This is a genomic window from Blautia sp. DFI.3.45 (assembly GCF_020593505.1).
GTDB lineage: Bacteria > Bacillota > Clostridia > Lachnospirales > Lachnospiraceae > Blautia_A > Blautia_A wexlerae.
Window position 1 is genome coordinate 64,494 of record NZ_JAJDMI010000003.1, and the last position, 25,858, is coordinate 90,351.

Below are 25,858 nucleotides of genomic sequence, written 5' to 3' on the forward strand. Positions count from 1 at the left end.
TTTAACGATCAATAACAACACCTGAAAGAAGGGATTAATATGGCAGTGACATTGAACGAAACACCTTCCGGAAACCGTCTGCATATCGGAATCTTTGGCAAAACCAACAGTGGAAAATCCTCATTTATCAATACTTTTTCCGGGCAGAAAGTATCTATTGTTGCGGATGTTGCCGGAACTACCACAGATCCTGTATACAAATCAATGGAAATCTATCCTCTTGGTCCCTGTGTCCTCATCGATACGGCAGGATTTGATGATGAAGGAGAACTGGGTGCATTACGAATAGAAAAAACCAGTCTGGCTGCACAGAAAACTGAACTGGCGATCATCCTTTTCTGTGGGGATGAAATGGTACAGGAATTAAAATGGTATAACTATTTTAAGAAACGGCAGACACCGGTAATCCCGGTGCTTGGTAAAGCTGATCTATATACACAGGAACAAAAAGAATATCTGATTCAGATGATTCAGAAAAATACAGGAGAAACAGTCTGTCCTGTCAGTTCTGAAACGGGAGAGGGAATCCGGAAATTAAAAGAGCTTCTGACAGAAAAAATCCCGGAAGGCTACGGTAACAGAATGATCACCGGGAATCTGGTTTCCAAAGATGATCTGGTACTCCTTGTAATGCCACAGGATATCCAGGCACCAAAGGGACGGCTGATCCTGCCCCAGGTACAGACTCTACGAGAACTGCTGGATAAAAGATGTCTCATAATGAGTGTAACTACTGACCGGTATCCGGCTGCATTGCAGACTCTTTCCAGACCACCGAAGCTGATCATCACAGATTCTCAGGTGTTCCCATACATCTATGAGAACAAACCAAAAGAGAGCATGCTTACTTCCTTTTCTGTACTGTTTGCGGCATACAAGGGAGATCTTTCTTACTACATAGAGGGAGCAAAAGCAATTGACAGTCTGAAAGAAACTTCTCATGTACTGATTGCCGAATGCTGCACACATGCACCTCTGAAAGAGGATATTGGCAGAGTGAAAATTCCCCGGATGCTGAAAAAACGATTTGGAGAAAACCTGCAGGTAGAGCTGGTAAGCGGAACCGATTTTCCGGATGACCTTACCGAATATGATCTGATCATCCAGTGCGGAGCATGTATGTTTAACCGGAAATATGTGATGTACCGCATCGACAGGGCAAAGAAGCAACAGGTACCTGTGACCAATTACGGGATAACCATCGCACATCTTACCGGAATACTGGATCATGTGGCATTGCCGGAATGATGATTCCAATCCCGAAAAATAACAGATATTAACAAATACATAAAGACTGCTGTACAGTTAGATTACTGTATGGCAGTTTTATTGTTATATTACAGGAAATTAATCCTGCTAATCCTGCAAGCAGGATTCTTTTTTATAAATAATTGCTTCACAATTTGGATGAATTTCGCAAAATTTTCATGAAGATATTGACAAGCAGCCTATGTTAGTTTATACTAACTTACAGTTAGAGAAAGTTAACCATACCCAAAGTATTATCAATGCCCGATTATCAGGCAAGGGATAAATACTTTCCAATCCCCATATTAATATATCTAAAAGAACAAAAGGAGGATAATACATGAGTATTGTAATCGTAGGCGGACATGACAGAATGGTAGGACAGTATAAAAAAATCTGCAAATCTTATAAATGCAAATGTAAAGTATTTACACAGATGGAAGCCGACTTCGGAAAAAAGATAGGATGTCCGGATCTTCTGGTACTTTTTACAAATACTGTATCCCATAAGATGGTAAAATGCGCACTGGACGAGGTTGGCGCTTCTACAGATATTGTGCGCTGCCATACCAGCAGCGGAAATGCACTCAACGGTATTCTCGAAGCACGTTGCTGATAAATACTTTTCTTGTATATATTGCATAATATAGTGATAAATTAATGAAAAAAATTATTAATGTTTTAAACTGAAAAACTTTATCATTAAAAATTTCAATAAAGTTATTGACATCTAACCGAAATTAGAATACACTAACCACATGATAAAGATAATGTTTATCACTTATTAAATGCAAAGGAAGGGATGAAGAAATGCCGTTATCAATGGTAAATGCAGGTGAACCTTTTACAATCAAAAGGATCGGAGGCAAAGAAGAAGTGAAGAGACATCTTGAGGAGCTCGGCTTCGTAGTAGGAGGAGTTGTCACGGTTGTTTCTGAGATTAACGGAAGCCTGATCGTTAATGTTAAAGAATCCAGGGTTGCCATTGGAAAAGATATGGCAAGCAAAATTATGGTCTGAACCATAATTTCTTCCTGAAAGAAAAATAAAATTCCAGAGCGTATAGATTGTGGAAATGATTTTTCAGACACGCTCCGGGGAAAGAAGGGAAAGAAACTTGAAGACATTAAAAGAAGTTCATGTTGGAGAGACCGTTAAAGTCCAGAAACTTACCGGTGAAGGTCCGGTCAAGAGAAGAATCATGGATATGGGAATCACTAAAGGCGTGGAAATTTATGTAAGAAAAGTTGCACCTCTGGGAGATCCTGTAGAAGTAACTGTAAGAGGATATGAATTATCCTTACGTAAAGCAGATGCCGAAATGATTGTAGTGGAATAATTTTTTTGACATCATGTTAGGTCTTTCTAACAATTAGCCTTGTCTAATAGTTAACGAAAGTTAAGTATTAGTGATGACTAATAACTGTTGAGAATGATAAATGATATCAGCAGTAGAAAGATTGGATAAAGCGATCAAAATAAAAGTGATCAAGAAATCAGAGGAGAGAGATTATGTCAGTAAAAATTGCACTCGCAGGTAATCCGAACTGCGGTAAAACGACATTATTCAATGCACTGACCGGCTCAAATCAGTTTGTAGGTAACTGGCCAGGTGTAACTGTCGAGAAAAAAGAGGGTAAGCTGAAGGGACACAAGGATGTGGTCCTCACTGACTTACCTGGTATTTATTCTTTATCACCATATACACTTGAAGAGGTAGTTGCAAGAAATTACATTCTTCAGGAAAAACCGGATGCGATCATCAATATCGTTGATGGTACCAATATTGAACGTAACCTGTATCTTACAACACAGATTCTGGAACTTGGGATTCCGGTCATCATGGCAGTCAACATGATGGATATCGTTGAGAAAAACGGTGATACAATACATATTGATAAACTGAAAAAGAAACTTGGCTGTGAAGTTGTTACTATTTCTGCTCTGAAGGGAACTGGAATCACAGAAGCTGCAAACAAGGCAGTTTCCATTGCCCAGAGCCACCGGAAAGTAACACCTGTCCATGAATTCTGCGATAAAGCAGAAGAGATCATCGGAGCAGTTGAGAATAAACTGACCGGTGTGGTACCGGAAGAACAGAAGAGATTCTTCGCAATCAAGCTTCTTGAAAGAGATGACAAGATCATTGAGCAGATGAATACATCCGTAAATGTATCTGCCGAGATCAAAGAAATGGAAAATGAGTTTGACGACGATACAGAAAGTATTATCACAAATGAGAGATATGTTTATATTTCTTCTATCATTGGTCAGTGTGTGACTAAGGCAAGAAAAGATAAGCTTTCCACATCTGATAAGATCGACCGTATTGTTACCAACAGATGGCTGGCACTGCCGATCTTTGCAGTTGTAATGTTTATCGTATATTATGTATCTGTAACTACAGTTGGTGCTTTCGTAACTGACTGGACAAACGATGTTCTGTTTGGTGAGATCATTCCTCCGGCAATTGAATCAGGGCTGAATGCGATTGGCTGTGCAGCATGGTTACAGGGACTGATCCTTGATGGTATTGTAGCCGGTGTGGGAGCTGTTCTCGGTTTCGTACCTCAGATGCTTGTACTGTTTGCATTCCTTGCATTCCTTGAGTCCTGTGGTTACATGGCTCGTGTAGCATTCATCATGGACAGAATTTTCCGTAAATTCGGTCTTTCAGGTAAATCCTTCATTCCAATGCTTATCGGCAGTGGATGCGGTGTTCCAGGTGTTATGGCTTCCCGTACGATCGAGAATGACCGTGACAGAAAGATGACAATCATGACAACTACATTCGTTCCCTGCGGAGCTAAACTTCCGATCATTGCCATGATCGCAGGTGCATTCTTCGGAAACAGCGGATGGGTTGCAACAAGTTGTTACTTTGTCGGTATTGCAGCAATTATCTGCTCCGGTATCATCTTAAAGAAAACAAAAATGTTTGCCGGTGATCCGGCTCCGTTCGTTATGGAGCTTCCTGCATACCACTGGCCAACAGTCAGCAATATCTTAAGAAGTATGTGGGAAAGAGGCTGGTCCTTCATTAAGAAAGCCGGAACAATCATCCTTCTTTCAACAATCATTCTGTGGTTCTTAATGAGCTTCGGATGGGAAGGCGGAAGCTTCGGTATGGTTGAAGAACTTAACGAGAGTATCCTTTCTAAGATCGGTACAGCAATCGCATGGATCTTTGCACCTCTTGGCTGGACAAAAGCCGGCGAAGGATGGAAGATGGCAGTTGCAGCTGTTACAGGTCTGATCGCAAAAGAGAATGTAGTAGCTACATTTGGTATGCTTTATGGATTCGCAGAAGTTGCAGAAGACGGTGCTGAGATCTGGGGTAACCTGGCAGCAGCCATGACACCGATCGCAGCTTACGGCTTCCTGGTATTCAACCTTCTTTGTGCTCCTTGCTTCGCAGCTATGGGTGCGATCAAGAGAGAGATGAACAATACAAAATGGTTTTTATTTGCAATCGGATATCAGTGTGGACTTGCATATCTTGTGTCTCTGTGTATCTATCAGATCGGTACACTGGTTACAGGCGGCGGTTTCGGTATCTGGACAGTGGTTGCATTCGCAATTATCATCGGATTTTTATATCTGCTGTTCAGACCTTATAAGGAAAGCGGCAGCCTTAATGTAAAGGTAAAGGGTATGGCAAAAGCCAGATAAAACAGTAATAAGATCAGAGCCTGCGTCCCATCTGGTGGTGCGGGTTCTGATAAACAGAATTGCAACTGTTTCATACCTTTTTCATCGCGGAGCGTGTTACTGAGAACGAAGTGAACAGTAACGTATCTTCACAGTTAGTGGACTGCTGATTATCAGATTGCAGTATAGTGATTATATGTGTATGATAATGATATAAAGCAGGAGGTGTCATTTATGGGAACATTGATTGTAGGAGCAATTTTGATTTTAATTGTCGGACTGATCATAAGAGGAATCGTCAGAGACAAAAAAAGCGGCAAGTCATCATGTGGCGGAGACTGCAGCCACTGCAGAGGGTGCCATTGAGAATCAGGCATATTACTGAAACCTGATGCCAAACAGCAGCCATATGTCAGGAAACAGAAATTAACAAGCGGAAGGATGATGTGATTTTGGGAGCAGCAGCATTACAGAGACAGGAAAATTGTAAAGAGCCCAATTACCAGAGAACCCGAATGCAGAAAGATGTTGTAATCCAGGAATTAAAGAAGCGAGGATGCAGGATTACCAAACAGAGAAGAATGCTGTTGGAAGTCATTCTTGAAAATGAGTGTTCCTGCTGTAAAGAAATCTATTACAATGCATCCCGCCTGGATCCGGGCATCGGATCAGCTACGGTTTACCGTATGGTAAATCTTTTGGAAGAAATTGGTGCGATCAGCAGAAGAAATATGTATAAAATCGTGAGAAATCCGGATTGTAAAGATGAAAGTGTATGCACCATTGAGCTAGATGATAATACAGTCCAGAAATTATCAAAAGACAGTTTTAACAATGTAGTTCTGACAGGACTGAAGGCCTGTGGATACATTGACAAACAGGAAATCGAGCGGATGTTCGTAAATTCCTGTGATTTTAAACATTGAAAACAAGTAAAAATTTAAATAGAGAACGAACTGATGACCGCCGGGAAATACTGAAGAGTATAATTTCCGGTGGCTTTCTTATATTTCTTCAGTTTTTTACTCTCTTTTGGCAATACGGTTTCCGGTAACCTTCTTAACATGTCTGAAATGAGAACATTTCTCAACAAGAAGAAAAAAGTAGAAATATAGAAATTTTGGCTGTATAATACATGAAATATAAATAAGCTGATGTCGCAATAATGCGTTTGCCCATCATATTTATCTGAAAACAGTTCATAACTGTTCAGCACCGAAAGGATGCTGAGTGGTTACAATAAATTAAAAATCACAACAGGAGGATACATCAATGATTAAATTTGACGGTAAAAAAACAGGAATCTTTGCAGCAGGAGTAGCTTTCGGTACAGCAGGTATCAAGATTCTTACAAGTAAAGATGCAAAGAAATTATACACAAACTGCACAGCAGCCGTTTTACGTGCAAAGGCATGTGTAATGAAAACAGCTTCCGCAATTCAGGAGAATGCTGAGGATATTTATGCAGAAGCACAGCAGATCAACGAAGACAGAGCAGCAGCTGAGGAAGTGGTAGAAGATACAGCTGACGAAGCAGCAGAAGAAACAGAAGAGACAACAGATTTCAAAGAAGAGACAGAAGAAACAGAAGAAGGCAGCGAGGAATAATGAAATTTGCTATTAAGCATGAAATAAAAGGACGAATTCGTATCCACCTTGCGCAGAAACACATGACCTACAGACAGGCGGATATTCTGCAGTGTTATCTGGAGAAAGAGGAAAATATCAGCAAGGCATCGGTTTATGTAAGAACTCAGGATGTCGCTGTTGTCTATACCGGCAGCAGAGATGGGCTGATTCGTTTACTGAGCAGATTTTCCTATGAAACTGCTCAGGTATCTGAATCAGCACTTGAGAATTCCGGACGTGAATTAAACGAAACCTATAAAGAAAAACTGATCAACTCTGTAGTAATGCGTACATTAAATAAAATGTTTCTGCCATATCCGGTACGTGTAGCGATCACTACAGTGAAATCAGTGAAATACATTTATCATGGTGTACGTACTTTGATGAATGGAAAACTGGAGGTACCTGTTCTGGATGCAGCAGCAATCGGTGTATCTATGCTCCGCGGTGACTTCAATACTGCAGGTTCCACCATGTTCCTGCTTGGAATCGGTGAGATCCTTGAGGAATGGACACATAAGAAATCCGTCAATGACCTTGCAAGAAGCATGTCTATCAATGCAGAGAAAGTATGGTTTGTAAATGAAGACGGACAGGAGGTTCTTATATCTGCTTCTTCTGTTAAAGCAGGTGATCTGATACGCGTACATATGGGTAATGTGATTCCGTTTGACGGAGATGTTGCAGCAGGAGAAGCAATGGTCAACCAGACTTCTCTGACAGGTGAATCTGCGCCTGTACGTAAAGCAGAAGGCAGCTTTGCCTATGCAGGAACTGTTCTGGAAGAGGGCGAACTCACTGTTAAGGTTAAAGAAGCAGCAGGTTCCAGCCGCTATGAGAAGATCGTCAACATGATCGAGGATTCTGAGAAGCTGAAATCCTCTGTGGAAAGTAATGCAGAACATCTTGCAGACAGACTTGTGCCATACACTCTTGCAGGTACAGGGATAACTTATCTGCTTACCAGAAACATGACGAAAACCCTTGCGGTACTTATGGTAGATTTCTCCTGCGCACTGAAGCTTGCCATGCCTGTTTCCGTATTATCCGCTATACGTGAGGCAAGTACTCACAGTATTACTGTAAAGGGCGGTAAATATATGGAAGCAATGGCTGATGCCACGACTATTGTATTTGACAAGACAGGTACACTTACAAAAGCAAAGCCTGTAGTTTCAGATGTGGTATCTTTCAGTGAAGAGCTGAGTTCAGATGAGCTTCTGCGTATTGCAGCATGTATGGAGGAACATTTCCCTCATTCCATGGCAAGAGCAGTTGTCAATGCAGCTAAAGAGAAACATCTTGTTCATGAGGAAATGCATTCAAAAGTAGAATATATCGTAGCTCATGGTATTTCTACAACTATTGAAGGCAAAAAGGCAGTGATCGGAAGCTGGCATTTCGTAATGGAAGATGAAAAGTGTGTAATTCCGGAAGGAATGGAAGACAGATTTGAACACCTGCCATTAGAATGTTCTCACCTGTATCTTGCAATCGAAGGAAAACTTGCAGCAGTTATCTGTGTAGAAGATCCGCTTCGTGAAGAGGCTGCAGATGCAGTACGTGAATTAAAAGAAGCCGGCATTACAAAAGTCGTAATGATGACCGGTGACAGTGAACGTACAGCAGCAGCTATTGCGAAACGTGTAGGCGTAGATGAATATTACTCCGAAGTTCTGCCGGAAGATAAGGCATCTTTTGTAGAGAAAGAAAAAGAACTGGGGCATAAAGTTATTATGATCGGTGATGGGATCAATGATTCACTGGCACTTTCTTCTGCAAGTGTGGGAATTGCTATCAGTGATGGCGCAGCTATTGCACGTGAGATTGCAGATGTTACAATTTCTGCAGATAATCTCCATGAGATTGTTACGTTAAAGAGACTGAGTACAGCGCTGATGAAGCGTATCCATAATAATTACAGAACTATTATCGGTATAAACGGTGGTCTGATCGCACTTGGAGTTACAGGTATCATTATGCCTACAACATCTGCACTGCTTCATAACATGTCAACACTGACTATCAGTTTAAGAAGTATGAGAAATCTTCTTCCAAAAGAAGAGGAAGCATAAAGATAACCATAAAAAACCATATCCGGGATTTCATGATAAAGCAACAGATGCTTAGTCTCTGAAAATCCGGGATATGGTTTTTATTATGTTTTTATTTATAGCAATCCTCTAAAATAATGCATCTTAATCCAGCCCATCAGAGTGTGAAATCCTGCGTCAGATATCTTTGCCGTGCGTCAGCACGCCTGCAGATATCTTCCTTGTCTTTCGCACGCTGCTGAACTGTCTTAAATGCATTATTTACGAGGATTGCTATAATTTTCATGCGTGCCTGCAATAGACTTCTTAATGGCAGAAAAACTCTCTGCGCTGATCGCATGCTCCATCTTACAGGCATCCTCGGCTGCAACCTTCGGGTCAACTCCGATAGAAGTCAGCCATCCGGTCAGAAAGGTATGTCTTTCATAAATCTTATCTGCAATTTCCTGCCCGGTTTCCGTCAGATTGATAAATCCGTTCTCATCAATCGTAATGTAATTACTGGCTTTCAGATTCTTCATTGCAACACTGACACTCGGTTTTGAAAAAGACAGTTCATGCGCAATGTCGATAGAGCGGACATTACCGTTTCTTTTTTGGATCATAAGGATCGCTTCGAGATAATCTTCTCCTGATTCATGTATCGCCATATTGATACCCTCCTTTTTTCTTTCCGATATTGCTACTGTGAACTGCTGTACGCAAACAGTACAGGCAGTTATGTTCTGTCAAAGAGTATCATATTTCTTTTTATGATTTTGATACCTGCCAGATAATAATATCCTGTTTTTTAAAACATTAAAGCAACACGTTAAACTATAATAACATGGATTATAACATAACTTTTTATTTCCGTAAAGAAATCTCCTCAAAACTATTGACAGAAGAGAAAATAATGCTATAATAAAATCAAACAAATGAACAAGTGCTCATATGTTAATATAAAAGAGATGAGCGGAAAGGGAAAATATTATGAAGAAAACTTATAAAATCGATGTAGACTGTGCAAATTGTGCTAATAAAATGGAGGAAGCTACCAGGAATACAGCCGGCGTTAAAGATGCAACAGTTAACTTCATGATGCTGAAGATGATCGTTGAATTCGAAGACGGACAGGATCCAAAAGCAGTTATGAAAGACGTATTAAAGAACTGCAAGAAGGTAGAAGACGACTGTGAGATTTATCTTTAATTCTGAGTTATCCGGAGAATGGACTGTTGCATAAAACGTATCCCGGCACTGAGCTTTTCGCCGGAAAGTTTTTTGCAGCGGTCCTGCTTTTATAAGAAGAGAGAGGTATTGATATGAACAAGAAGCAGAAGAAAATGCTGATCAGAATTATCATAGCAGCAGTGCTGATCGTGGTCTTTTCCTTACTGCCGGCAGAGGGATACCTGAGATTTGTTCTTTTTATGATCCCATATCTGGTCATCGGCTATGATATCCTGAAGAAAGCATTTAAGGGTATTTTAAATAAACAGGTGTTTGACGAGAACTTTCTGATGGCTGTAGCCACAGTAGGTGCAATTCTCCTTGGCGATTATTCCGAGGGTGTTGCAGTTATGCTTTTCTACCAGATTGGAGAACTTTTCCAGAGCTATGCAGTGGGAAAGAGCAGACGAAACATCAGTGAACTGATGGATATCCGTCCTGATTATGCGAACATAGAGAAAGACGGAACACTGGAACAGGTTGATCCTGATGAAGTTGAGATCGGAACCATTATTGTTGTTCAGCCGGGTGAAAAAGTACCGATCGATGGAGTGATCACCGAGGGAACTTCTACATTAAATACAAGTGCACTGACAGGTGAGAGTCTTCCGCGTGATGCAAAAGCAGGCGATGAAGTGATCAGTGGCTGTATCAATATGACAGGTCTGCTGAAGATCCGTACAACTAAGGAATTCGGTGAATCTACAGTATCCAAGATTCTTGAACTGGTAGAGAATTCCAGCTCCAGAAAGTCAAAATCTGAAAACTTTATTTCCAAATTTGCGAAATACTATACACCTGCAGTATGTTACGGAGCCCTTGCTCTTGCATTTATCCCGCCGATCGTACTTCTTATTATGGGAAAACCTGCCATGTGGGGAGACTGGATCTACAGAGCCCTTACCTTCCTTGTAATCAGCTGTCCATGTGCGTTGGTTATCAGCATCCCGTTAAGTTTCTTCGCAGGAATCGGTGGAGCCAGCAATCAGGGCATTCTGGTCAAGGGTTCCAACTATCTGGAAACACTGGCTCAGACAAAATATGTTGTATTTGACAAAACAGGTACTATGACTCAGGGTGTCTTCGAAGTAAGTGGTATTCATCACAATGAAATGCCTGATGAGAAATTGTTAGAATATGCAGCACTTGCCGAGTGTTCTTCCTCCCATCCGATCAGCAAGAGCTTGCAGAAAGCATACGGAAAACCAATCGACAGAAATCGTGTTACTGATATTGAAGAAATCAGTGGTAATGGTGTGATTGCCAAAGTTGACGGCATATCTGTAGCTGCCGGTAATACCAAATTAATGAACAGACTTGGCATTGCTTATCAGGATTGCCATCATGTAGGAACTGTTGTGCATATGGCCATTGACGGCAAATATGCAGGACATATCCTGATATCCGATATCATCAAACCTCATGCAAAAGAGGCAATCGCTGAACTGAAGAAAGCCGGAATCAGCAAGACCGTTATGCTGACAGGCGACTCAAAACGTGTTGCAGATCAGGTTGCCGGGGAACTGGGAATTCAGGAAGTATACAGCGAACTTTTACCTGCTGACAAAGTTTCCAGGGTAGAAGAACTTCTTAATCAGAAGTCTGAAAAGGCTAAACTTGCGTTTGTAGGTGACGGTATCAATGATGCCCCTGTATTATCCAGAGCCGATATTGGTATTGCGATGGGAGCGCTTGGTTCAGATGCAGCAATCGAAGCAGCAGATATCGTTCTGATGGATGATGATCCTCTGAAGATTTCCAAAGCGATCAAAATTGCACGTAAATGTATCCGTATTGTATATGAAAATATTTATTTTGCAATCGGCATTAAAATTCTCTGCCTGATCCTTGGAGCTTTAGGTATTGCAAACATGTGGGTGGCCATTTTTGCAGATGTAGGTGTTATGATCCTGGCAGTATTAAACGCGATCCGTACATTATTTGTAAAGAATTTATAAGAAACAGGCAAATCAGCAGAAACCTTTTGTGATAAGCCGGAAAGGTAACAGGTAAGAAAATGGAAGTATGCAAAGAAGAATTATGTGAGAGTAATGAAATACATGAAGATCTGCTTAAAATTGTAGATGAAACCCTGCCGGAAGAAACAGAGCTTTATGATCTGGCCGAATTATTCAAGGTTTTCGGAGACTCTACCAGAATACGCATTTTGTTTGTTTTGTTTGAGGCAGAGGTATGTGTCTGCGATCTCGCTAAAGCATTGAATATGACTCAGTCTGCGATTTCTCATCAGCTTCGTATTCTGAAACAGAATAAACTGGTAAAGAGCCGCAGAGAGGGAAAATCTATTTTCTATTCTCTGGCAGATGATCATGTCCGCACGATCATCAACCAGGGACGGGAACATATAGAAGAAGATTGAAAAAAGCATCAGTTATCTGAAAGATTATAAATTCAGATAACTGATGCTTTTAAAGTTATAGATGAACTCTTTTCAAAATCTCGTTAGTAAGTCCGCCGATTACCACCCCGGCAGCAACACCTGCCACCAGAAGTGCCGGTGCGTATACAAACACACTTGCATTTTGTACGATCAGCATGGCAATGATCAACTGACCGATATTATGGGAAACACCTCCTGCAACGCTGACACCGATCAGACTGAAGGAGGTTTTTTTCAGCATAAGTGTCATAACTGTCATACTAAGCGCGGCCCCTGCCAGACTGTACAGGATACTGAACAGATTTCCGAACATAAATCCGATCACCAGAATGCGGACAACAGAAACCAGAGCAGCCTCCCTAAATGAATATTTCTTCAAAATAAAAAGTACTCCCAGATTGGCAAGTCCAAGTTTAATCCCCGGAATCCCCGCAAAAACCGGCACCAGTGATTCCACATATCCCAAAATAATCGCCACAGCTGAAAAAAGCCCAAGGCAGGCTGTTTTTTGCTTCATAAATCTATTTTCTCCTCTCAAAAAATCCAAAATGGAATTCTCAGAATTCTTCAGACATTTTAACATAGAAAAAATATTCCCGCAACCACAAGTTAGATGTAACTAATACTGATTTTTACTGAAAGCATTTATTGAGAAAAAATGACGAATATCCCAGGTAAAAAAGTGTGGATTTTTTCAGACAGGCATGTTACTATTTCATAAGTTAGTAGTAACTAATTTATATAATTACTGCTGACAGCATACCTATAGCAATCCTATATGAATATCTTTGGCAGAAGTCACTCCCTTTTGGTAAAAGTAAAATCCCTTTGGTTAATAAGTTGATTAACCCTCTGGTAAGAGTGATTCCGCAAAAAGAAAAATTTTAGAAGAGGAGAAAACCATGACAAACAAAAAGCTTATGAAAAAAATAGCACCTGTTGTAATGAGTGCCGCAGTTGCTATGACCAGCATGCCATATGCAGTTCTGGCATCTGATTTTACAGACAGTGAGGTAATTACAGACAGCACAGATTTCTCTGTTTCCGAAGAGTTTGCCGCTGAGGATGCGCAGGAAGAATTTACCACCGAAGATGTCCAGGATGCTTTTGCTGCTGAAGCACGGCAGGGTGAAGCTTATGTGCTTATGAATATTCCATATGATGATTTCTACAAGGCAGAACTGAAAAATAATGATGTAAAAGTTGATGCCTTTACATCTGCAACTCTTAATAAATCAAGAACAGCAGGTATGATGAACGGAAATTCCGCTTATCACGTAGACCCCAATGGAACCGATGTAACAGGTGTTACTTTCCCTGTAAAGGTCAGTGATCTTTCCCTTCTGAAAGACCAGAAGCAGGTCACAGATTCCGACTCTGTAACGATCACAGTGACAAACAGAGGACAGACAAGCAGCAACACCTATACAGGAAAAGATTCCCTGATTGAAAATGCCTCTTACTCTTATTACATTTTAAGCGAAACACCGTCTTATTACAAAGAACTTACTGTAAATGCAGACGGCAGCTATTCTTTCTCAGCAATGAAAGGTGCGCAGACAAAGACCGTTGCCATTGATGCTGCATTGAAAACAGAAACAAATTACGGTGATTATGAGCTTGATCTTAACAATGAGGCTTTTGCAGCAGTAATTGATACAAATACAGATAAAATCTATGGTGTAACCGTAAATACTACAGACGGAACCAACTATGGCCTGCGTCATCTGGAGAATATCTGGCGTGGAAGTATGCTTGCCTGGGGAACCGGATATACAACAGAAGTTCACGGATGCCCTGTTTCTTCTGCACATTATAAATCAATCATGGGAAAAACAATTGACAGCGTTACTTATTACACAGATAAGGGCATGATCACTTTTGATGTTCCGGATGTAAAGGTGCAGACAACTACAGGAATCAAGGCAACAGTAGCAGATATTATGAATACAGACTCATCTGCAGCAGTTACCTTTGACCAGGCTCTGCCGGCAGACTTCAAGGCACAGTATACTGTAGACAAAACAGCGGTTTCCTGCACAGACGGAAAACTTGCAGTTGGAGCTCTTGCACTGGGAACACATAAGGTTGAAATTGCAGATGCCAGCGGAAAATATGCAGCCATTGTAACTGAATTTACAGTAAATACAGACAAAATGCCGGCTTCTTATGACAGTAACGAGACAAAACTGGTTGCAGCAAAAGGCATTACAGCAGAAGAGTTCTCTGCATACATTAAGAGCATCAGCAAAGTAAAAGTTGATGATACAGAATATGCTGCAACAGGAAGAGGAAGCAAAGTCATTGTAAAAGAAGATGGAACTCTTGATCTTACAGATCTTCAGGTAACAGACACAACTGTATTTGAAATAACTGCTGTAGGATATAAGAATAATCTTACTTTTACTTACAAAGAAGCAGAAAACACATTTGAATTAAATACTTCTTCCAAGACTCTTTATACAAAAGGCAGCACAAAAACCACTCTCAAAGTTACAACAAACCTTACAGATAAAATCACATGGAAGTCCAGCAACACAAAAGTGGCTGCTGTAAACAGCAAAGGTGTTGTAACTGCTAAGGCAAAAGGAACAGCAGTGATCACAGCATCCTGCGGAGAATACAAAGTAACTTGCAAGATAACAGTTAAAAATCCATCCCTGAAACTTACCAAATCTTCAGCAACTGTAAAAGTTGGAAAAACAACAAAGATTTCCGCAAAGGCAACTCCATCAGGAAAGGTTACTTACAAGTCAAGCAACACCAAGATTGCAACAGTAAGCTCCAAAGGCGTTGTAAAAGGAAAGAAAAAAGGTACTGCCAAAATCACAGTAACCTGCAATGGTGTTAAGAAGGTATTTACAGTAAAAGTAAAATAAACGATAACAGGTAAATAATTCACACAATAAATGACCTCGGATTTTGTTCCGGGGTCATCTTAATGAGAAAAAAACAACATTAGCAGAATCTGTTATATATAGATTTTTGTATACGAAAATGATACACTTTTAAAGTTAGTTATGATTAAGTTTTGCTTCATTTAAAAACAGATATCATATCCGGCAAAAATAAAATGAAGGAGAGGAAACAACGTGAATAATCAAAACTTTTATCTGCGTCTGATCGCACTTTTGCTGATCATCATGGCGGTATTTTTCTATAACGGAACAGTAAAAGATAAGGAACAGGCCCAGGATATTGCAGACCTGACTGCAAAAACAGAGAGTCTGGAGAAACAGCAGGACCAGATCCTTACAGCATTAAAGGAAACTTATGAGGAACAGAAAACAGCAGCAGAAAGTAATGCTTCTTCTGATGTATCTTCAGAAGCTGATAATAAATCCGAAAAAGATTCTGCAGAGGATAAAGAAAATGCAGATCAGGCAGATTCTGAAGATGCCGATGATTCTGATAATGTATATAAGAACGGTACTTTTGAAGGTTCAGGAACCGGATACGGTGGAACGATCACTGTTCAGGTGACTCTGGAAGATGATACCATTACAGCAGTCAGTGTAGTCAGTGCACCGGGTGAGGACAGTGCTTATCTGTCACAGGGCGAGAATGTCATAAACAGTGTCATCAGCGAGCAGAGCACAGATGTTGACACTATTTCCGGAGCAACTTTCAGTTCTACCGGTATCTTAGAAGCAGTAAATGACGCATTATCAAAGGCGGAAAACGCATGAAAAAGAAACAACGAAAGGTACGGCTGATCCGTGCCGCCATACAGCTTATATTTTTTATAGCAGCGCCCTCCCTTTTTTCCACAGCATTTGCAGGAGTCAAATCCATCTTTCTTGCAATCGGAGGACAGCAGAGCGTAACCTGGAACTCTTTTCTGGATATTACGGCGTTACTGTTAATTATTACCATTCTGTTCGGGCGTCATTTCTGCGGTTATGCCTGTGCGTTTGGCTCGCTGGGAGATGCTCTGTATGAGCTTACCGCGTTTATCCGTGCGAAATGCTTTGGAAAAAAGAAAAAACATGGATATCCGGAGGAATGGGTACACAGATTGCAGAAAGTAAAATATGTACTCCTTGCGTTCCTGCTTCTTTCCTGCATGACAGGATTCTATTCTAAATTACAGGGAATGAGTCCATGGGATGTATTCTCCATGCTTACAACAGGCAGACTGCCGAAATCTACCTACATTGTGGGAACAGTTCTGCTGATCCTGATCATGGCCGGAATGTGTACACAGGAGCGTTTCTTTTGCCAGTTTCTCTGTCCCATGGGAGCAGTATTTGCAATCATGCCGATCATCCCGGGAGCACTTTTCAAACGAAATCGTCCAAACTGTGCGCCAAAGTGTACTCTCTGTAAGAAGAGATGTCCGGCACATCTGGATATTGACGGTGATACTGCACATTCAGGGGAATGCATCTGCTGTCACGCCTGCACTGCAGTCTGCCCAAGGAAAAATATTCATACAGGCACTATTATTGATAAAAATTAGCAACTGCTAACTTATTGAAAAAATTTGATTAGTAAGAACTAACTGTATTGGTAGACATACTTTTCCGACAGTGATATAGTCTATAGAGTTAGTTGATGATAACAATAAGAGGATAAGGAATCAGAAATATATGACAAACAAACGCTCTTTTGTACTGGGACTTTTCATTACGGCCTCTCTTTTATGTACATCCCGGACTGCATGGGGAAACTCTGAAATAAACACATACACCAAAACAGACTTTGCTATGGACACCGTAGTATCAGAGACTCTTTACACAACAGGTGAGGACATCACAGCAGACGTAATCTCTGCATTAAAAGATGTGGAAGAAAACGGGATCTCCTGGACAAAAGAAAGTTCTCAGATATACCAGATCAATCAAAATGCCGGGAATACAACAACGGTATCTGATGAAACTGCCACCTGTTTAAAACAGGTACTGGATTTGTCGAAAGCTTCTGGCGGAGCCATGGATCCTACTATGGGAAGAGTGATCCGCCTGTGGGACATTGACGGAGAAAATCCGCACATTCCTTCAGATGATGAATTAAATTCCCTGCTTGAAAATGTAGGATATGACAAGGTGACTCTGGATGGAAATAAAGTTACCATGCCGGAGGGAGTAACCCTTGATCTGGGGGCTGCAGGTAAGGGAATCGGCTGCGATGCAGCAAAGAAGATTCTTGATGCAGATAAAAATGTATCCGGTATGATCCTGAATCTCGGCGGCAGCAGTGTTATGAGCTATGGAAGCAAACCTGACGGCTCTGCCTGGCAGGTAGCTGTCACTGATCCGCGGGATACAGAAGGTGATTACCTGGGAGTAGTTACTCTGAATGGTACTGAATTTTTATCTACTTCCGGAGATTACGAAAAATACTTTATAGAAGATGGTGTTCGATATCATCATATACTGGATCCTGCTACAGGATATCCTGCAAGAAGCGGTCTCACATCTGTGACGGTTGTGTGTGATGACGGCCTGAACGCAGACGGACTTTCCACTGCATGCTTTGTACTGGGAAAAGAAAAGGCAGAAGAACTTTTGAAGAAATACAATGCAGACGGTCTGTTCGTAGATGCTTCTGATCATGTCTGGATGACGGAAGGCATGAAAGAAAGATTTCAATTACTGAAAGATACTTATTCCATCGGTGAATAGGTTTATCTTATATAAAGATTTCTGAACTGTCAAAAATTTCAGTTTTCCGGACAGTTTGGAAATATATTTACTAACTCATATTCAGGAGGATTTAAAGGTATGCGCAAAGGAAATTTAATCAAAATGGCAGCTCCTGCAATTTTAAGTGCAGCAATGATGGTTTCAGGATTACCGGTTATGGCTGCGGATTTTACATCTGATACTGCGGTGGAGACTGAGGCACAGACAGATGAGTTTGATGCAGCAGATGACACCGCTGATGTTTTTGCAGGCGATGAGGAAACACCTTTTGTTGACGATCAGGCAGCAGCAGAAGATGAATTCGCTGCAACAGCAGAAACAGGCTACAAATATGTCTATGCAGGTCTGACATGGGCACAGTACTGGGCATCTGAGGGAGTTTATAATGCTGCAAACACAGCTTCCAATGGAACAAAAGACAGCCATGATGAACTTGACAAAGGCGGTTTCGACACAGTAACCAGAGCTACTGTAAACCATGGCCTGCACAGAGGAAGCTACCAGTGTGAAGCAATCATGTATGACAAAAACGGCGGTTCTTATGAGATTTCCTACTGGACCTCAGCTAATGATGCAGTTCTTACGGACGGAACAACTGTAAAGCTGAATCAGCCTGAGCGAGGACAGATCACAAAAGCTGACGGAAGCGTTGCAGAATTCGACCATTACAGCGTTGTAGGTCTGAAATATGTGCCTGTCGCAGTAAAGGCAGAAGATTATGAAGCCTTCAAATCCCAGTTCAAGGTTGTGGAAGACGGAAGCACAGTTGCCGGAGGATTTGGAGAAAACAATTTGCAGTCCTATAGTGCAGTTGCGGATGTTACCGCTGAAACAAACGGCTTAAAAGAAGCTGTAAAAGGTTCCGATGGAACATTCACATTCAAGGCAAGAACAAACGGTACAGGTTCCGGACTTAAAGATCAGGCACTCCAGACAGCATCCAATGTTACCGCAACAGTAAAAGAAGCAAATGGAAGTTACGGCGAATTCTTAAGAGTAGATATTACCGGTGACGGATATGGTGCTCTTGGTGCTAAAATGTATGCTGTAAAATGGGATTACTACGGAAATGGTAATAAAGTTCTGGCATCTTACGGAACAAAATTTGCAGCAGATAACTGGATGCACAAGGCAATGGGAATCCAGCTTGGTCTGACAGATTCCTATCGCTGCCAGCTTCCAAAAGGAACAGATGGAACCGGCAAATGGAAAATCACTGTATATGCAATGGGATATGCAGATACTGTATTTGAAGTTAATGCAACAGATGCAAACATCGTAAAACCGGAAGCAGGAGAAGCAGATACAACAGCATTAAAAGCAGCAGTAGAAAAAGCAGAAGCCTTAAAAGAAGCAGATTACACAGCAGATTCCTGGAAGGCAATGCAGTTAGAACTTCAGGAAGCAAAGGATCTTCTTGCAAAAGAAAAGCCAACTCAGGCAGAGGTTGATGAAGCTACAACTCATCTGAACGCAGCAGTAGAGGCTCTTGTTAAAGCAGATACGAAGGTAACAGTAACTCTCAACAAGAAAACAGCCACTGTTTACAAAGGAAAAACAACTACACTGAAGGCAACTGTAACAGGAGCAGATGCACCAAAAGTTACATTTACTTCCAGTAACCCAAAAGTTGCAGCCGTAAACAAAACAACCGGTAAAGTTACTGCAAAAGCAAAAGGTAGTGCAGTCATCACAGCTAAATGCGGAGATGTAAAGGTAACCTGCAAAGTAACAGTTAAAAATCCAACTCTTACACTGAGCAAAACATCTGTATCTGTAAAAGTCGGCAAAACAACTAAGATCACAGCAAAAGCAGCTCCGTCAGGAAAAGTTACATACAAATCCGGCAACAAGAAAATTGCTACAGTATCATCCAAGGGTACAATTAAAGGTATTAAAAAAGGTACTGCCAAGATCACAGTAACATGCAATGGCGTAACCAAAACAGTTAAAGTAACTGTAAAATAATCTGACCTGACTGAAGTCAGGCGGATATTTGCAATCGGATTCGCAGACAAGAGGAAAGAAATCCTGTATCCCACCAGAAAGGGCAGGATTTCTTTTCAACTGTAAAACTTTATACAGTTGAAAAGAAATCATTTGAATATGATTTCCTGGAACTATTGAAGAAGGAGAAATTTATGGACAAAAATAATGAGCAGAAAAATAATAAGACTCCGGAAATGAAACCCAAACAGGACAGTTTCCGTTCATGGTTAAAGCTTATTCCTGCGGCAGCAGTTTTTGCAGCAGTCTGTGTAACCTGTTATCAGGCAGATAAAAGTCCTGTGGAGACTACATCGGTTTCCAATAATAATATTATGTCTACTGACGAGATTAAAGAATTGATTTCACAAGGAACTGCAGGTAAGGATTTTGATTCAGAAGACTCTTCTGAAACCAATGGAACCTCAATTTCAAAAACATCAAAAAAAACAAGTAAGATTAAAACAGGAACAAAGAAAAATTCATCTACAGGTTCCTCTGCAAATGGAGGTACAGCAGGGGGTGGTGCAGGAAGCACAGTCACACCAACTACAGAAGTTCCTGCCGGTGGATATGCAGATGGTACCTATACAGGATCCGGAACCGGTTTCGGAGGAACGATCACTGTTCAGGTAACTGTCACTGACCATAAAATTGCAGCTATCAATATTGTAGATGCATCAAACGAAACAGCCTCCTATTTTGCAAATGCACAGGGTGTGATCAGCAAAATTCTTGCAAGCCAGTCTCCGAACGTAGATGCAGTCAGTGGTGCCACTTATTCTTCAAACGGAATTATTACTGCGGTTCAGAATGCATTGTCACAGGCAATTCCATCAGGAAATCAGGCAGTTGTTACGCCAACTCCCACTCCATCACCGAAACCGACAAAGAAACCTTCTCCAATACCGAAGCCGGGAGACGAACAGATTTACAAAGACGGAACCTATACAGGAACCGGTAAAGGATACAGTGGGACAATTACGTTGACAGCTAAGATTAAAAAAGGTGTGATCAAGTCTCTGGAAGCAGAGCATACAGATACGCCTATGTTCTTTAAGAAAGCATGGGACATCCTGGAAAATGAGATCATTCAGAATCAGTCTGTCGATGGCATTGATACTGTCAGTGGTGCAACCTACTCTTCAAAGGGTATCATAAACGCAATGAAAGATATTCAGAAGCAGGCAGAAAAAGGCACCACAAAAGTGACACCAACTCCAACACCAGAAGTAACAGTTACGCCAATTCCTGAGGCAACCCCAATCCCGACACCGGAAGAAACTCCGACTCCAGAAGTCACTCCAACACCAGAGGAAACACCAGCTCCCACACCAACACCGGAAGAGACTCCGGAGCCTACGCCGGAACCTACAGGACCATATATTGACGGAACTTATACAGGCTCAAGCTACGGATACAGTGGAAGAGTAAATGTAACCGTAACGATTCAGGGCGGTCAGATTGCATCTATTGAACAGAGTAACAGTGATTCACCTGAGTACTTTGATTATGCATGGGAAACTATTTATCCTCAGATTATGGGAAATCAGTCAGCAGACGGAATTGATGCTGCAAGCGGTGCCACTTATTCCTCAGAGGGAATCCTTGGAGCAATTCAGAAAGCTCTTGCCCAGGCATTGGCATAAAACTACTGAAATTAAAGCAAAAAAGTAGCATAAAATTTTAATTACAATTAAAACTTACACTTATTGTAAAAGAAAAAAACATATGCTATAATTTCTGTTAGTGAGTTCTAATTTATAATGACAGATCATGCTTTTAACAGTATTGTAATAATAGAAATGGAGGATAACAACATGATTAAAACAACTGTAAAAGTAGACGGCATGATGTGCGGTATGTGTGAATCTCACGTAAATGATGCAGTGAGAAAAGCTTTCCAGGTAGATAAAGTTACATCTTCCCACAGCAAAGGAGAAACCGTGATCATCTCAGACGGACCGGTAGACGAAGCAAAATTAAAAACAGCGATCAGTGCTACAGGATATGAAGTAAAAGGCATTACATCAGAGCCATATGAAAAGAAAAAAGGACTGTTTTCTTTTCTTCATAAATAAAAATACGTTTTAATTTTCCATGAGAAACCAGGCAGGAATTGTTCAGTGATTGAACAGTTCTTTCCTGGCTTTTTACTTTATCAGACACCTTGTTGCATTCAGAGATGTGTCTCTGGTAGATGAAATCAATAGTCATGGATTTGAATGATTTATAGAAAAATGGAATCTTTTTTGCATATTGAGAGCATTTCAGAAATATATCTGATAAATGTATTTGTCAAGCGGATAAAATCTACCGCTTCGCTACGTGGCTCTATACCAAATAACTACTCCGCAGTTTATCAGAAGGAGCTTGCAGTCCTCGGATGACGCGCTATGGAAGAAGTGTTCAAAAAATGTAACACAAGTCCATAATCTATTGTGCAATTTCTCGATAAATCTCGAATAATGACGGTAAGAAGTCCGATAAATTCATAAAAATCAGTTGCTTAATTTGTGCAAAATATGGTAGACTAACTGTAGTTAAGAAATGACAGAAATTTACAATTATTAATGATCTGGAGACGAAAGAATGAAAAAGAAAATAGAACTTGTCTGTTGGATTTTATTTACTGTTTTTTCTGGTATTGGTTTCTTTATTAACTTTATGAGCAAACCTCCGGTAAACGATACACATACATTTACTTTATACATGATTGGTGCTGCTGTAGTATCCTTACTATACCCGGCATCTATGTTTGTTCTTGGATTGAGAAACCGCTACCTGTATGATAAGTTAAATGAACTTGCTAAAGAAAAGGGTGAAACTGAAGCTGCCAAATCTGCACACACTTTCAGGTCATCCGCATCAGGATATATAGTTCCTGATATGAACATCCTTGTCAGTGCTCTGACCTCTGATCAGAAACTTACAGAGGAAGAGAAAGAATATTTATTAGAATATATTAAGAAGAAATGATGTGATGTTTAAATGGAACTGTTAGTTTGTATGTCCATTGCAGGAAGTATTCCTGTTGTGATCTGTTTACTTTTGTATATAATCCAGCGTGGAAACTATAATTACATTCTCGGAAGAAGATTACTACTGACAGGTGTGTTCTTTTATCTGGTACCTGTGCAGTTGGTTAAATATTTGCTTCCAAAAGATGCACTTCCAGAAACAATGTTAATTGGTAGAAAAGCTGATTCCTATATGTCAGGTTCTCTGGCTTTCTGGAGTGAAAAGCAGGGTGAGTACATATGGATACCTCAATGGTTTAATCTATTTGCCAGAATCTGGTTAACAGGAATTATTATCTTTGCAATCTATGAGATTGTTAAATACTGGAGAGGTGCACATTCTATACGGAACTATATCTTTGAAAAGATTGAAAATCCAGAAGATAATCTCACCTATTATCTGATTCCAGATGAGATCTGTGGTCCATGTACCATTGGATTTTTCCGTCAGAAGATTGTGTTTCCAGAGAGTTTTCCTCTGCATCCTGATTTTATTATGGTATATAAGCATGAACATACACATTTGAAAAATCATGACAATTTAGTAAAACTTTTATGCCTTTTCGTTCTGTGCCTGCACTGGATGAATCCTGTGGCATATCTTTTACTTTTCCTTTACATAGATACAGCAGAAATAGTCAGTGACAGTGTAGCCGTCGATGGCTGTACAAAAGAAAAACGTCAAGACTATGCAAGTTTGCTGGTATTAGAAGCCGCAACTTCTGATATTCGCCCAGCCGTGTGGAAAAATAACCTTTCCGGACATAAAAACAATAAAGAAGGAAAGGATTTTAAAACATTAAAAAGGAGGATCAACTACATGATGAAGGAAAAGAGAAAAGGGATGTTACAGAGAGGAATTATGGTGGCAGTGTCGGCGTTGACAGTTGTGGCGAGCGCTGGGACGGTAATGGCGTATCAGCCAGTACAATCGTCGGATGAAAGTTTTGAAGAATTCGTTTCTGATGATTCAATATATGATTTTGGATTTGATGATGTAAATGAAAGTATAATAAAATCTATTGATTTTTCTCAAGGTGATACGGTATATGTTGATGCAGATGGAAATCAGATAGTAGCACAAAAATCATCAGACACCTATGCATTATGTACACATAGTATGGTTCCGGCAACTTTTTATACACATTCCAAAAATTCTTCTGGCGGATGTACTGTTAAAATATATAAATGCCAAAGATGCGAAAAATGTGGATATAGCGCTAATGCTAAATACGATAATACTGTTACATATGCAAAATGCCCTCATTAATTAAATACTTGTTTATGTAATATAAAAAATCTTCAGATATTTGAGAGTTATTTTAGATATCTGAAGATTTTTTTACTTTAATTATTTTGAAATCTTAAACTAAAATATAAATCTATATTTTTTCTGAAATACTTTCTCAATATCCCACCAATTTCCCTCTTGCATTTTTATAAAAGTTAGAATATACTAACTAACAGAGTTAGATATAGTAAACTCTCGTGTGAATTAAATCATTTGAACTCCATCCGAAGACTGCTGAATTCTTCGGAACACCGGATCACATCTGTACTTGCTGAAATCACGGTTCTGCTGAAAAACCGTACCTCAGATATGATCCACCCGGTACATCCCAGTTGCGGTGTACCAGGAGTCCAAATGCAAAACCAGAAAGGGGATTTATCATGTACTTAGAAATTGAGAAAGTAATTGGAAGAGAAATTCTGGATTCCAGAGGAAATCCGACAGTAGAAGCAGAAGTATATCTGATGGATGGCACTGTAGCAAGAGGAACAGCTCCAAGCGGTGCATCTACAGGAGAATTCGAAGCTCTGGAATTAAGAGATGGAGATAAAGCTCGTTACCTTGGAAAAGGCGTACAGAAAGCAGTAGAGAATATCAACACAACAATCAACGAAGCAATCGAAGGTCTCGATGCAAGCGACATCTATGCAGTAGACGCAGCTATGATCGCAGCAGACGGAACAAAAGATAAATCCAAACTTGGAGCAAATGCAATCCTTGCAGTATCTATCGCATGCTGCAGAGCAGCAGCAACTTCTCTTGAGATTCCGCTGTATCGTTTCCTTGGCGGAGTATCCGGAAACCGTCTTCCAGTTCCAATGATGAACATCGTAAACGGTGGATGCCACGCATTATCATCCGGTCTGGATGTACAGGAATTTATGATCATGCCAGTTGGGGCACCTTCCTTCAAAGAATGCTTAAGATGGTGTGCAGAAGTCTTCCACGCACTTGCTTCTATCCTGAAAGAACGCGGACTTGCTACATCAGTAGGTGATGAGGGTGGTTTCGCACCTGCACTGAAATCCGATGAAGAAGCAATCGAGACAATCCTTGAAGCAGTTAAGAAAGCCGGATATGAACCAGGCAAAGACTTCAGGATTGCCATGGATGCTGCTTCCTCTGAATGGAAGAGTGAAAAAGGCAAAGGATATTATAAACTTCCAAAAGCCGGCACAGAGTATACATCCGAAGAGCTCATTGAGCACTGGGCTAAATTATGCGAAAAATATCCGATCATCTCTATCGAAGACGGTCTGGATGAAGAAGACTGGGAAGGATGGCAGAAACTTACAGCCAGACTTGGCGACAAAGTACAGCTTGTCGGTGATGACCTGTTTGTTACAAATACAGAAAGACTTGCAAAAGGTATCAGCCTTGGCGCAGGTAATGCGATCCTGATCAAATTAAACCAGATCGGTTCCGTATCTGAAACACTGGAAGCAATTAAAATGGCTCACAAAGCAGGCTACACCGCAATTTCTTCTCATCGTTCCGGCGAGACAGCAGATACAACAATCGCAGACCTTGCAGTAGCACTGAACACCTGCCAGATTAAGACCGGAGCTCCCAGCAGATCCGAACGTGTTGCAAAATACAACCAGCTTCTCCGTATCGAAGAAGAGCTCGGCGCAAGCGCAGTATATCCGGGAATGAAAGCTTTTAATGTAAAACAGGACTAAACAGAACTATAGCAATCCTCGTGAATAATTCATACC

The 25,858-nt window shown here is 40.6% G+C and carries 24 protein-coding genes; 22 read left to right on the plus strand and 2 right to left on the minus strand.

Annotation, left to right across the window (positions count from 1 at the left end):
* Positions 1 to 39 precede the first annotated feature (39 nt).
* The 9 genes from hydF to LJE09_RS01850 all read left to right on the plus strand — a co-directional run bounded on the left by hydF (position 40) and on the right by LJE09_RS01850 (position 8,603).
* Positions 40 to 1,248 (plus strand): [FeFe] hydrogenase H-cluster maturation GTPase HydF, encoded by a 1,209-nt coding sequence (gene hydF / locus LJE09_RS01810; RefSeq protein WP_022380697.1) that lies wholly within the window; start codon positions 40 to 42, stop codon positions 1,246 to 1,248.
* Positions 1,249 to 1,588: 340 nt separating this feature from the next.
* The gene (locus LJE09_RS01815; RefSeq protein ID WP_008703057.1) at positions 1,589 to 1,864 is read left to right on the plus strand and encodes a DUF2325 domain-containing protein; all 276 of its coding nucleotides are present in this window, start codon (positions 1,589 to 1,591) and stop codon (positions 1,862 to 1,864) included.
* Between the two features lie 194 nt (positions 1,865 to 2,058).
* Complete coding sequence (locus LJE09_RS01820) at positions 2,059 to 2,268, plus strand: FeoA family protein (protein ID WP_008703058.1); 210 nt, start codon at positions 2,059 to 2,061, stop codon at positions 2,266 to 2,268.
* Between the two features lie 97 nt (positions 2,269 to 2,365).
* Positions 2,366 to 2,587, plus strand: coding sequence for a FeoA family protein (locus LJE09_RS01825; RefSeq protein WP_022380698.1), 222 nt, complete (start codon positions 2,366 to 2,368; stop codon positions 2,585 to 2,587).
* A gap of 173 nt (positions 2,588 to 2,760) precedes the next feature.
* Positions 2,761 to 4,920, plus strand: coding sequence for a ferrous iron transport protein B (gene feoB / locus LJE09_RS01830; protein ID WP_008703061.1), 2,160 nt, complete (start codon positions 2,761 to 2,763; stop codon positions 4,918 to 4,920).
* 213 nt (positions 4,921 to 5,133) lie between these two features.
* A complete protein-coding gene (locus tag LJE09_RS01835; protein ID WP_008703063.1) occupies positions 5,134 to 5,265 on the plus strand; it encodes a FeoB-associated Cys-rich membrane protein in 132 nt (43 codons plus the stop codon).
* A 149-nt stretch (positions 5,266 to 5,414) separates the two neighbouring features.
* A complete protein-coding gene (locus tag LJE09_RS01840) occupies positions 5,415 to 5,825 on the plus strand; it encodes a transcriptional repressor (RefSeq protein WP_008703065.1) in 411 nt (136 codons plus the stop codon).
* Between the two features lie 346 nt (positions 5,826 to 6,171).
* The gene (locus tag LJE09_RS01845; protein ID WP_008703066.1) at positions 6,172 to 6,507 is read left to right on the plus strand and encodes a DUF6110 family protein; all 336 of its coding nucleotides are present in this window, start codon (positions 6,172 to 6,174) and stop codon (positions 6,505 to 6,507) included.
* A complete protein-coding gene (locus LJE09_RS01850; protein WP_062807689.1) occupies positions 6,507 to 8,603 on the plus strand; it encodes a heavy metal translocating P-type ATPase in 2,097 nt (698 codons plus the stop codon). The genes LJE09_RS01845 and LJE09_RS01850 overlap by 1 nt, the downstream gene beginning before the upstream one ends.
* Positions 8,604 to 8,839: 236 nt before the next feature.
* Here LJE09_RS01850 and LJE09_RS01855 read toward each other — a convergent pair whose 3' ends face one another.
* The gene (locus tag LJE09_RS01855) at positions 8,840 to 9,232 is read right to left on the minus strand and encodes a metal-dependent transcriptional regulator (protein ID WP_055052804.1); all 393 of its coding nucleotides are present in this window, start codon (positions 9,230 to 9,232) and stop codon (positions 8,840 to 8,842) included.
* Positions 9,233 to 9,554: 322 nt separating this feature from the next.
* Here LJE09_RS01855 and LJE09_RS01860 point away from each other — a divergent pair, with 322 nt between their 5' ends.
* From LJE09_RS01860 to LJE09_RS01870, 3 genes are all read left to right on the plus strand, one after another.
* Positions 9,555 to 9,773 (plus strand): cation transporter, encoded by a 219-nt coding sequence (locus LJE09_RS01860; protein WP_026649923.1) that lies wholly within the window; start codon positions 9,555 to 9,557, stop codon positions 9,771 to 9,773.
* A 113-nt stretch (positions 9,774 to 9,886) separates the two neighbouring features.
* Complete coding sequence (locus tag LJE09_RS01865) at positions 9,887 to 11,752, plus strand: heavy metal translocating P-type ATPase (RefSeq protein ID WP_008703070.1); 1,866 nt, start codon at positions 9,887 to 9,889, stop codon at positions 11,750 to 11,752.
* 59 nt (positions 11,753 to 11,811) lie between these two features.
* A complete protein-coding gene (locus LJE09_RS01870; protein WP_008703071.1) occupies positions 11,812 to 12,174 on the plus strand; it encodes an ArsR/SmtB family transcription factor in 363 nt (120 codons plus the stop codon).
* A 55-nt stretch (positions 12,175 to 12,229) separates the two neighbouring features.
* On the opposite strand, the gene LJE09_RS01875 is transcribed toward LJE09_RS01870, so the two are convergent.
* Positions 12,230 to 12,712 carry a Gx transporter family protein gene (locus LJE09_RS01875; RefSeq protein WP_008703072.1) on the minus strand — a complete coding sequence of 161 codons (483 nt, stop codon included), beginning with the start codon at positions 12,710 to 12,712 and terminating at the stop codon, positions 12,230 to 12,232.
* A 385-nt stretch (positions 12,713 to 13,097) separates the two neighbouring features.
* On the opposite strand from LJE09_RS01875, the gene LJE09_RS01880 reads away from it, so the two are divergent.
* From LJE09_RS01880 to eno, 10 genes are all read left to right on the plus strand, one after another.
* The gene (locus tag LJE09_RS01880; RefSeq protein WP_062807690.1) at positions 13,098 to 15,074 is read left to right on the plus strand and encodes an Ig-like domain-containing protein; all 1,977 of its coding nucleotides are present in this window, start codon (positions 13,098 to 13,100) and stop codon (positions 15,072 to 15,074) included.
* Between the two features lie 213 nt (positions 15,075 to 15,287).
* Positions 15,288 to 15,884, plus strand: coding sequence for an FMN-binding protein (locus LJE09_RS01885; RefSeq protein WP_062807691.1), 597 nt, complete (start codon positions 15,288 to 15,290; stop codon positions 15,882 to 15,884).
* Positions 15,881 to 16,657 carry a 4Fe-4S binding protein gene (locus tag LJE09_RS01890; protein ID WP_227310929.1) on the plus strand — a complete coding sequence of 259 codons (777 nt, stop codon included), beginning with the start codon at positions 15,881 to 15,883 and terminating at the stop codon, positions 16,655 to 16,657. The genes LJE09_RS01885 and LJE09_RS01890 overlap by 4 nt, the downstream gene beginning before the upstream one ends.
* A 130-nt stretch (positions 16,658 to 16,787) precedes the next feature.
* Complete coding sequence (locus LJE09_RS01895; RefSeq protein ID WP_118616658.1) at positions 16,788 to 17,822, plus strand: FAD:protein FMN transferase; 1,035 nt, start codon at positions 16,788 to 16,790, stop codon at positions 17,820 to 17,822.
* A 99-nt stretch (positions 17,823 to 17,921) separates the two neighbouring features.
* Entirely contained in the window at positions 17,922 to 19,811 is a 1,890-nt protein-coding gene (locus tag LJE09_RS01900; protein WP_118616657.1) for a penicillin-binding Tp47 domain C-containing protein, read from the plus strand.
* A gap of 173 nt (positions 19,812 to 19,984) precedes the next feature.
* Positions 19,985 to 21,478 carry an FMN-binding protein gene (locus LJE09_RS01905; protein ID WP_173706388.1) on the plus strand — a complete coding sequence of 498 codons (1,494 nt, stop codon included), beginning with the start codon at positions 19,985 to 19,987 and terminating at the stop codon, positions 21,476 to 21,478.
* A 171-nt stretch (positions 21,479 to 21,649) separates the two neighbouring features.
* Positions 21,650 to 21,910, plus strand: a complete 261-nt coding sequence (locus LJE09_RS01910; RefSeq protein ID WP_055052796.1) for a heavy-metal-associated domain-containing protein — start codon at positions 21,650 to 21,652, stop codon at positions 21,908 to 21,910.
* A 511-nt stretch (positions 21,911 to 22,421) separates the two neighbouring features.
* Positions 22,422 to 22,808 (plus strand): hypothetical protein, encoded by a 387-nt coding sequence (locus LJE09_RS01915; protein WP_118616655.1) that lies wholly within the window; start codon positions 22,422 to 22,424, stop codon positions 22,806 to 22,808.
* Between the two features lie 30 nt (positions 22,809 to 22,838).
* Entirely contained in the window at positions 22,839 to 24,119 is a 1,281-nt protein-coding gene (locus tag LJE09_RS01920) for a M56 family metallopeptidase (protein ID WP_227310936.1), read from the plus strand.
* Positions 24,120 to 24,517: 398 nt separating this feature from the next.
* Complete coding sequence (eno, locus tag LJE09_RS01925; RefSeq protein WP_118616664.1) at positions 24,518 to 25,822, plus strand: phosphopyruvate hydratase; 1,305 nt, start codon at positions 24,518 to 24,520, stop codon at positions 25,820 to 25,822.
* The last annotated feature ends 36 nt before the right edge of the window (positions 25,823 to 25,858 follow it).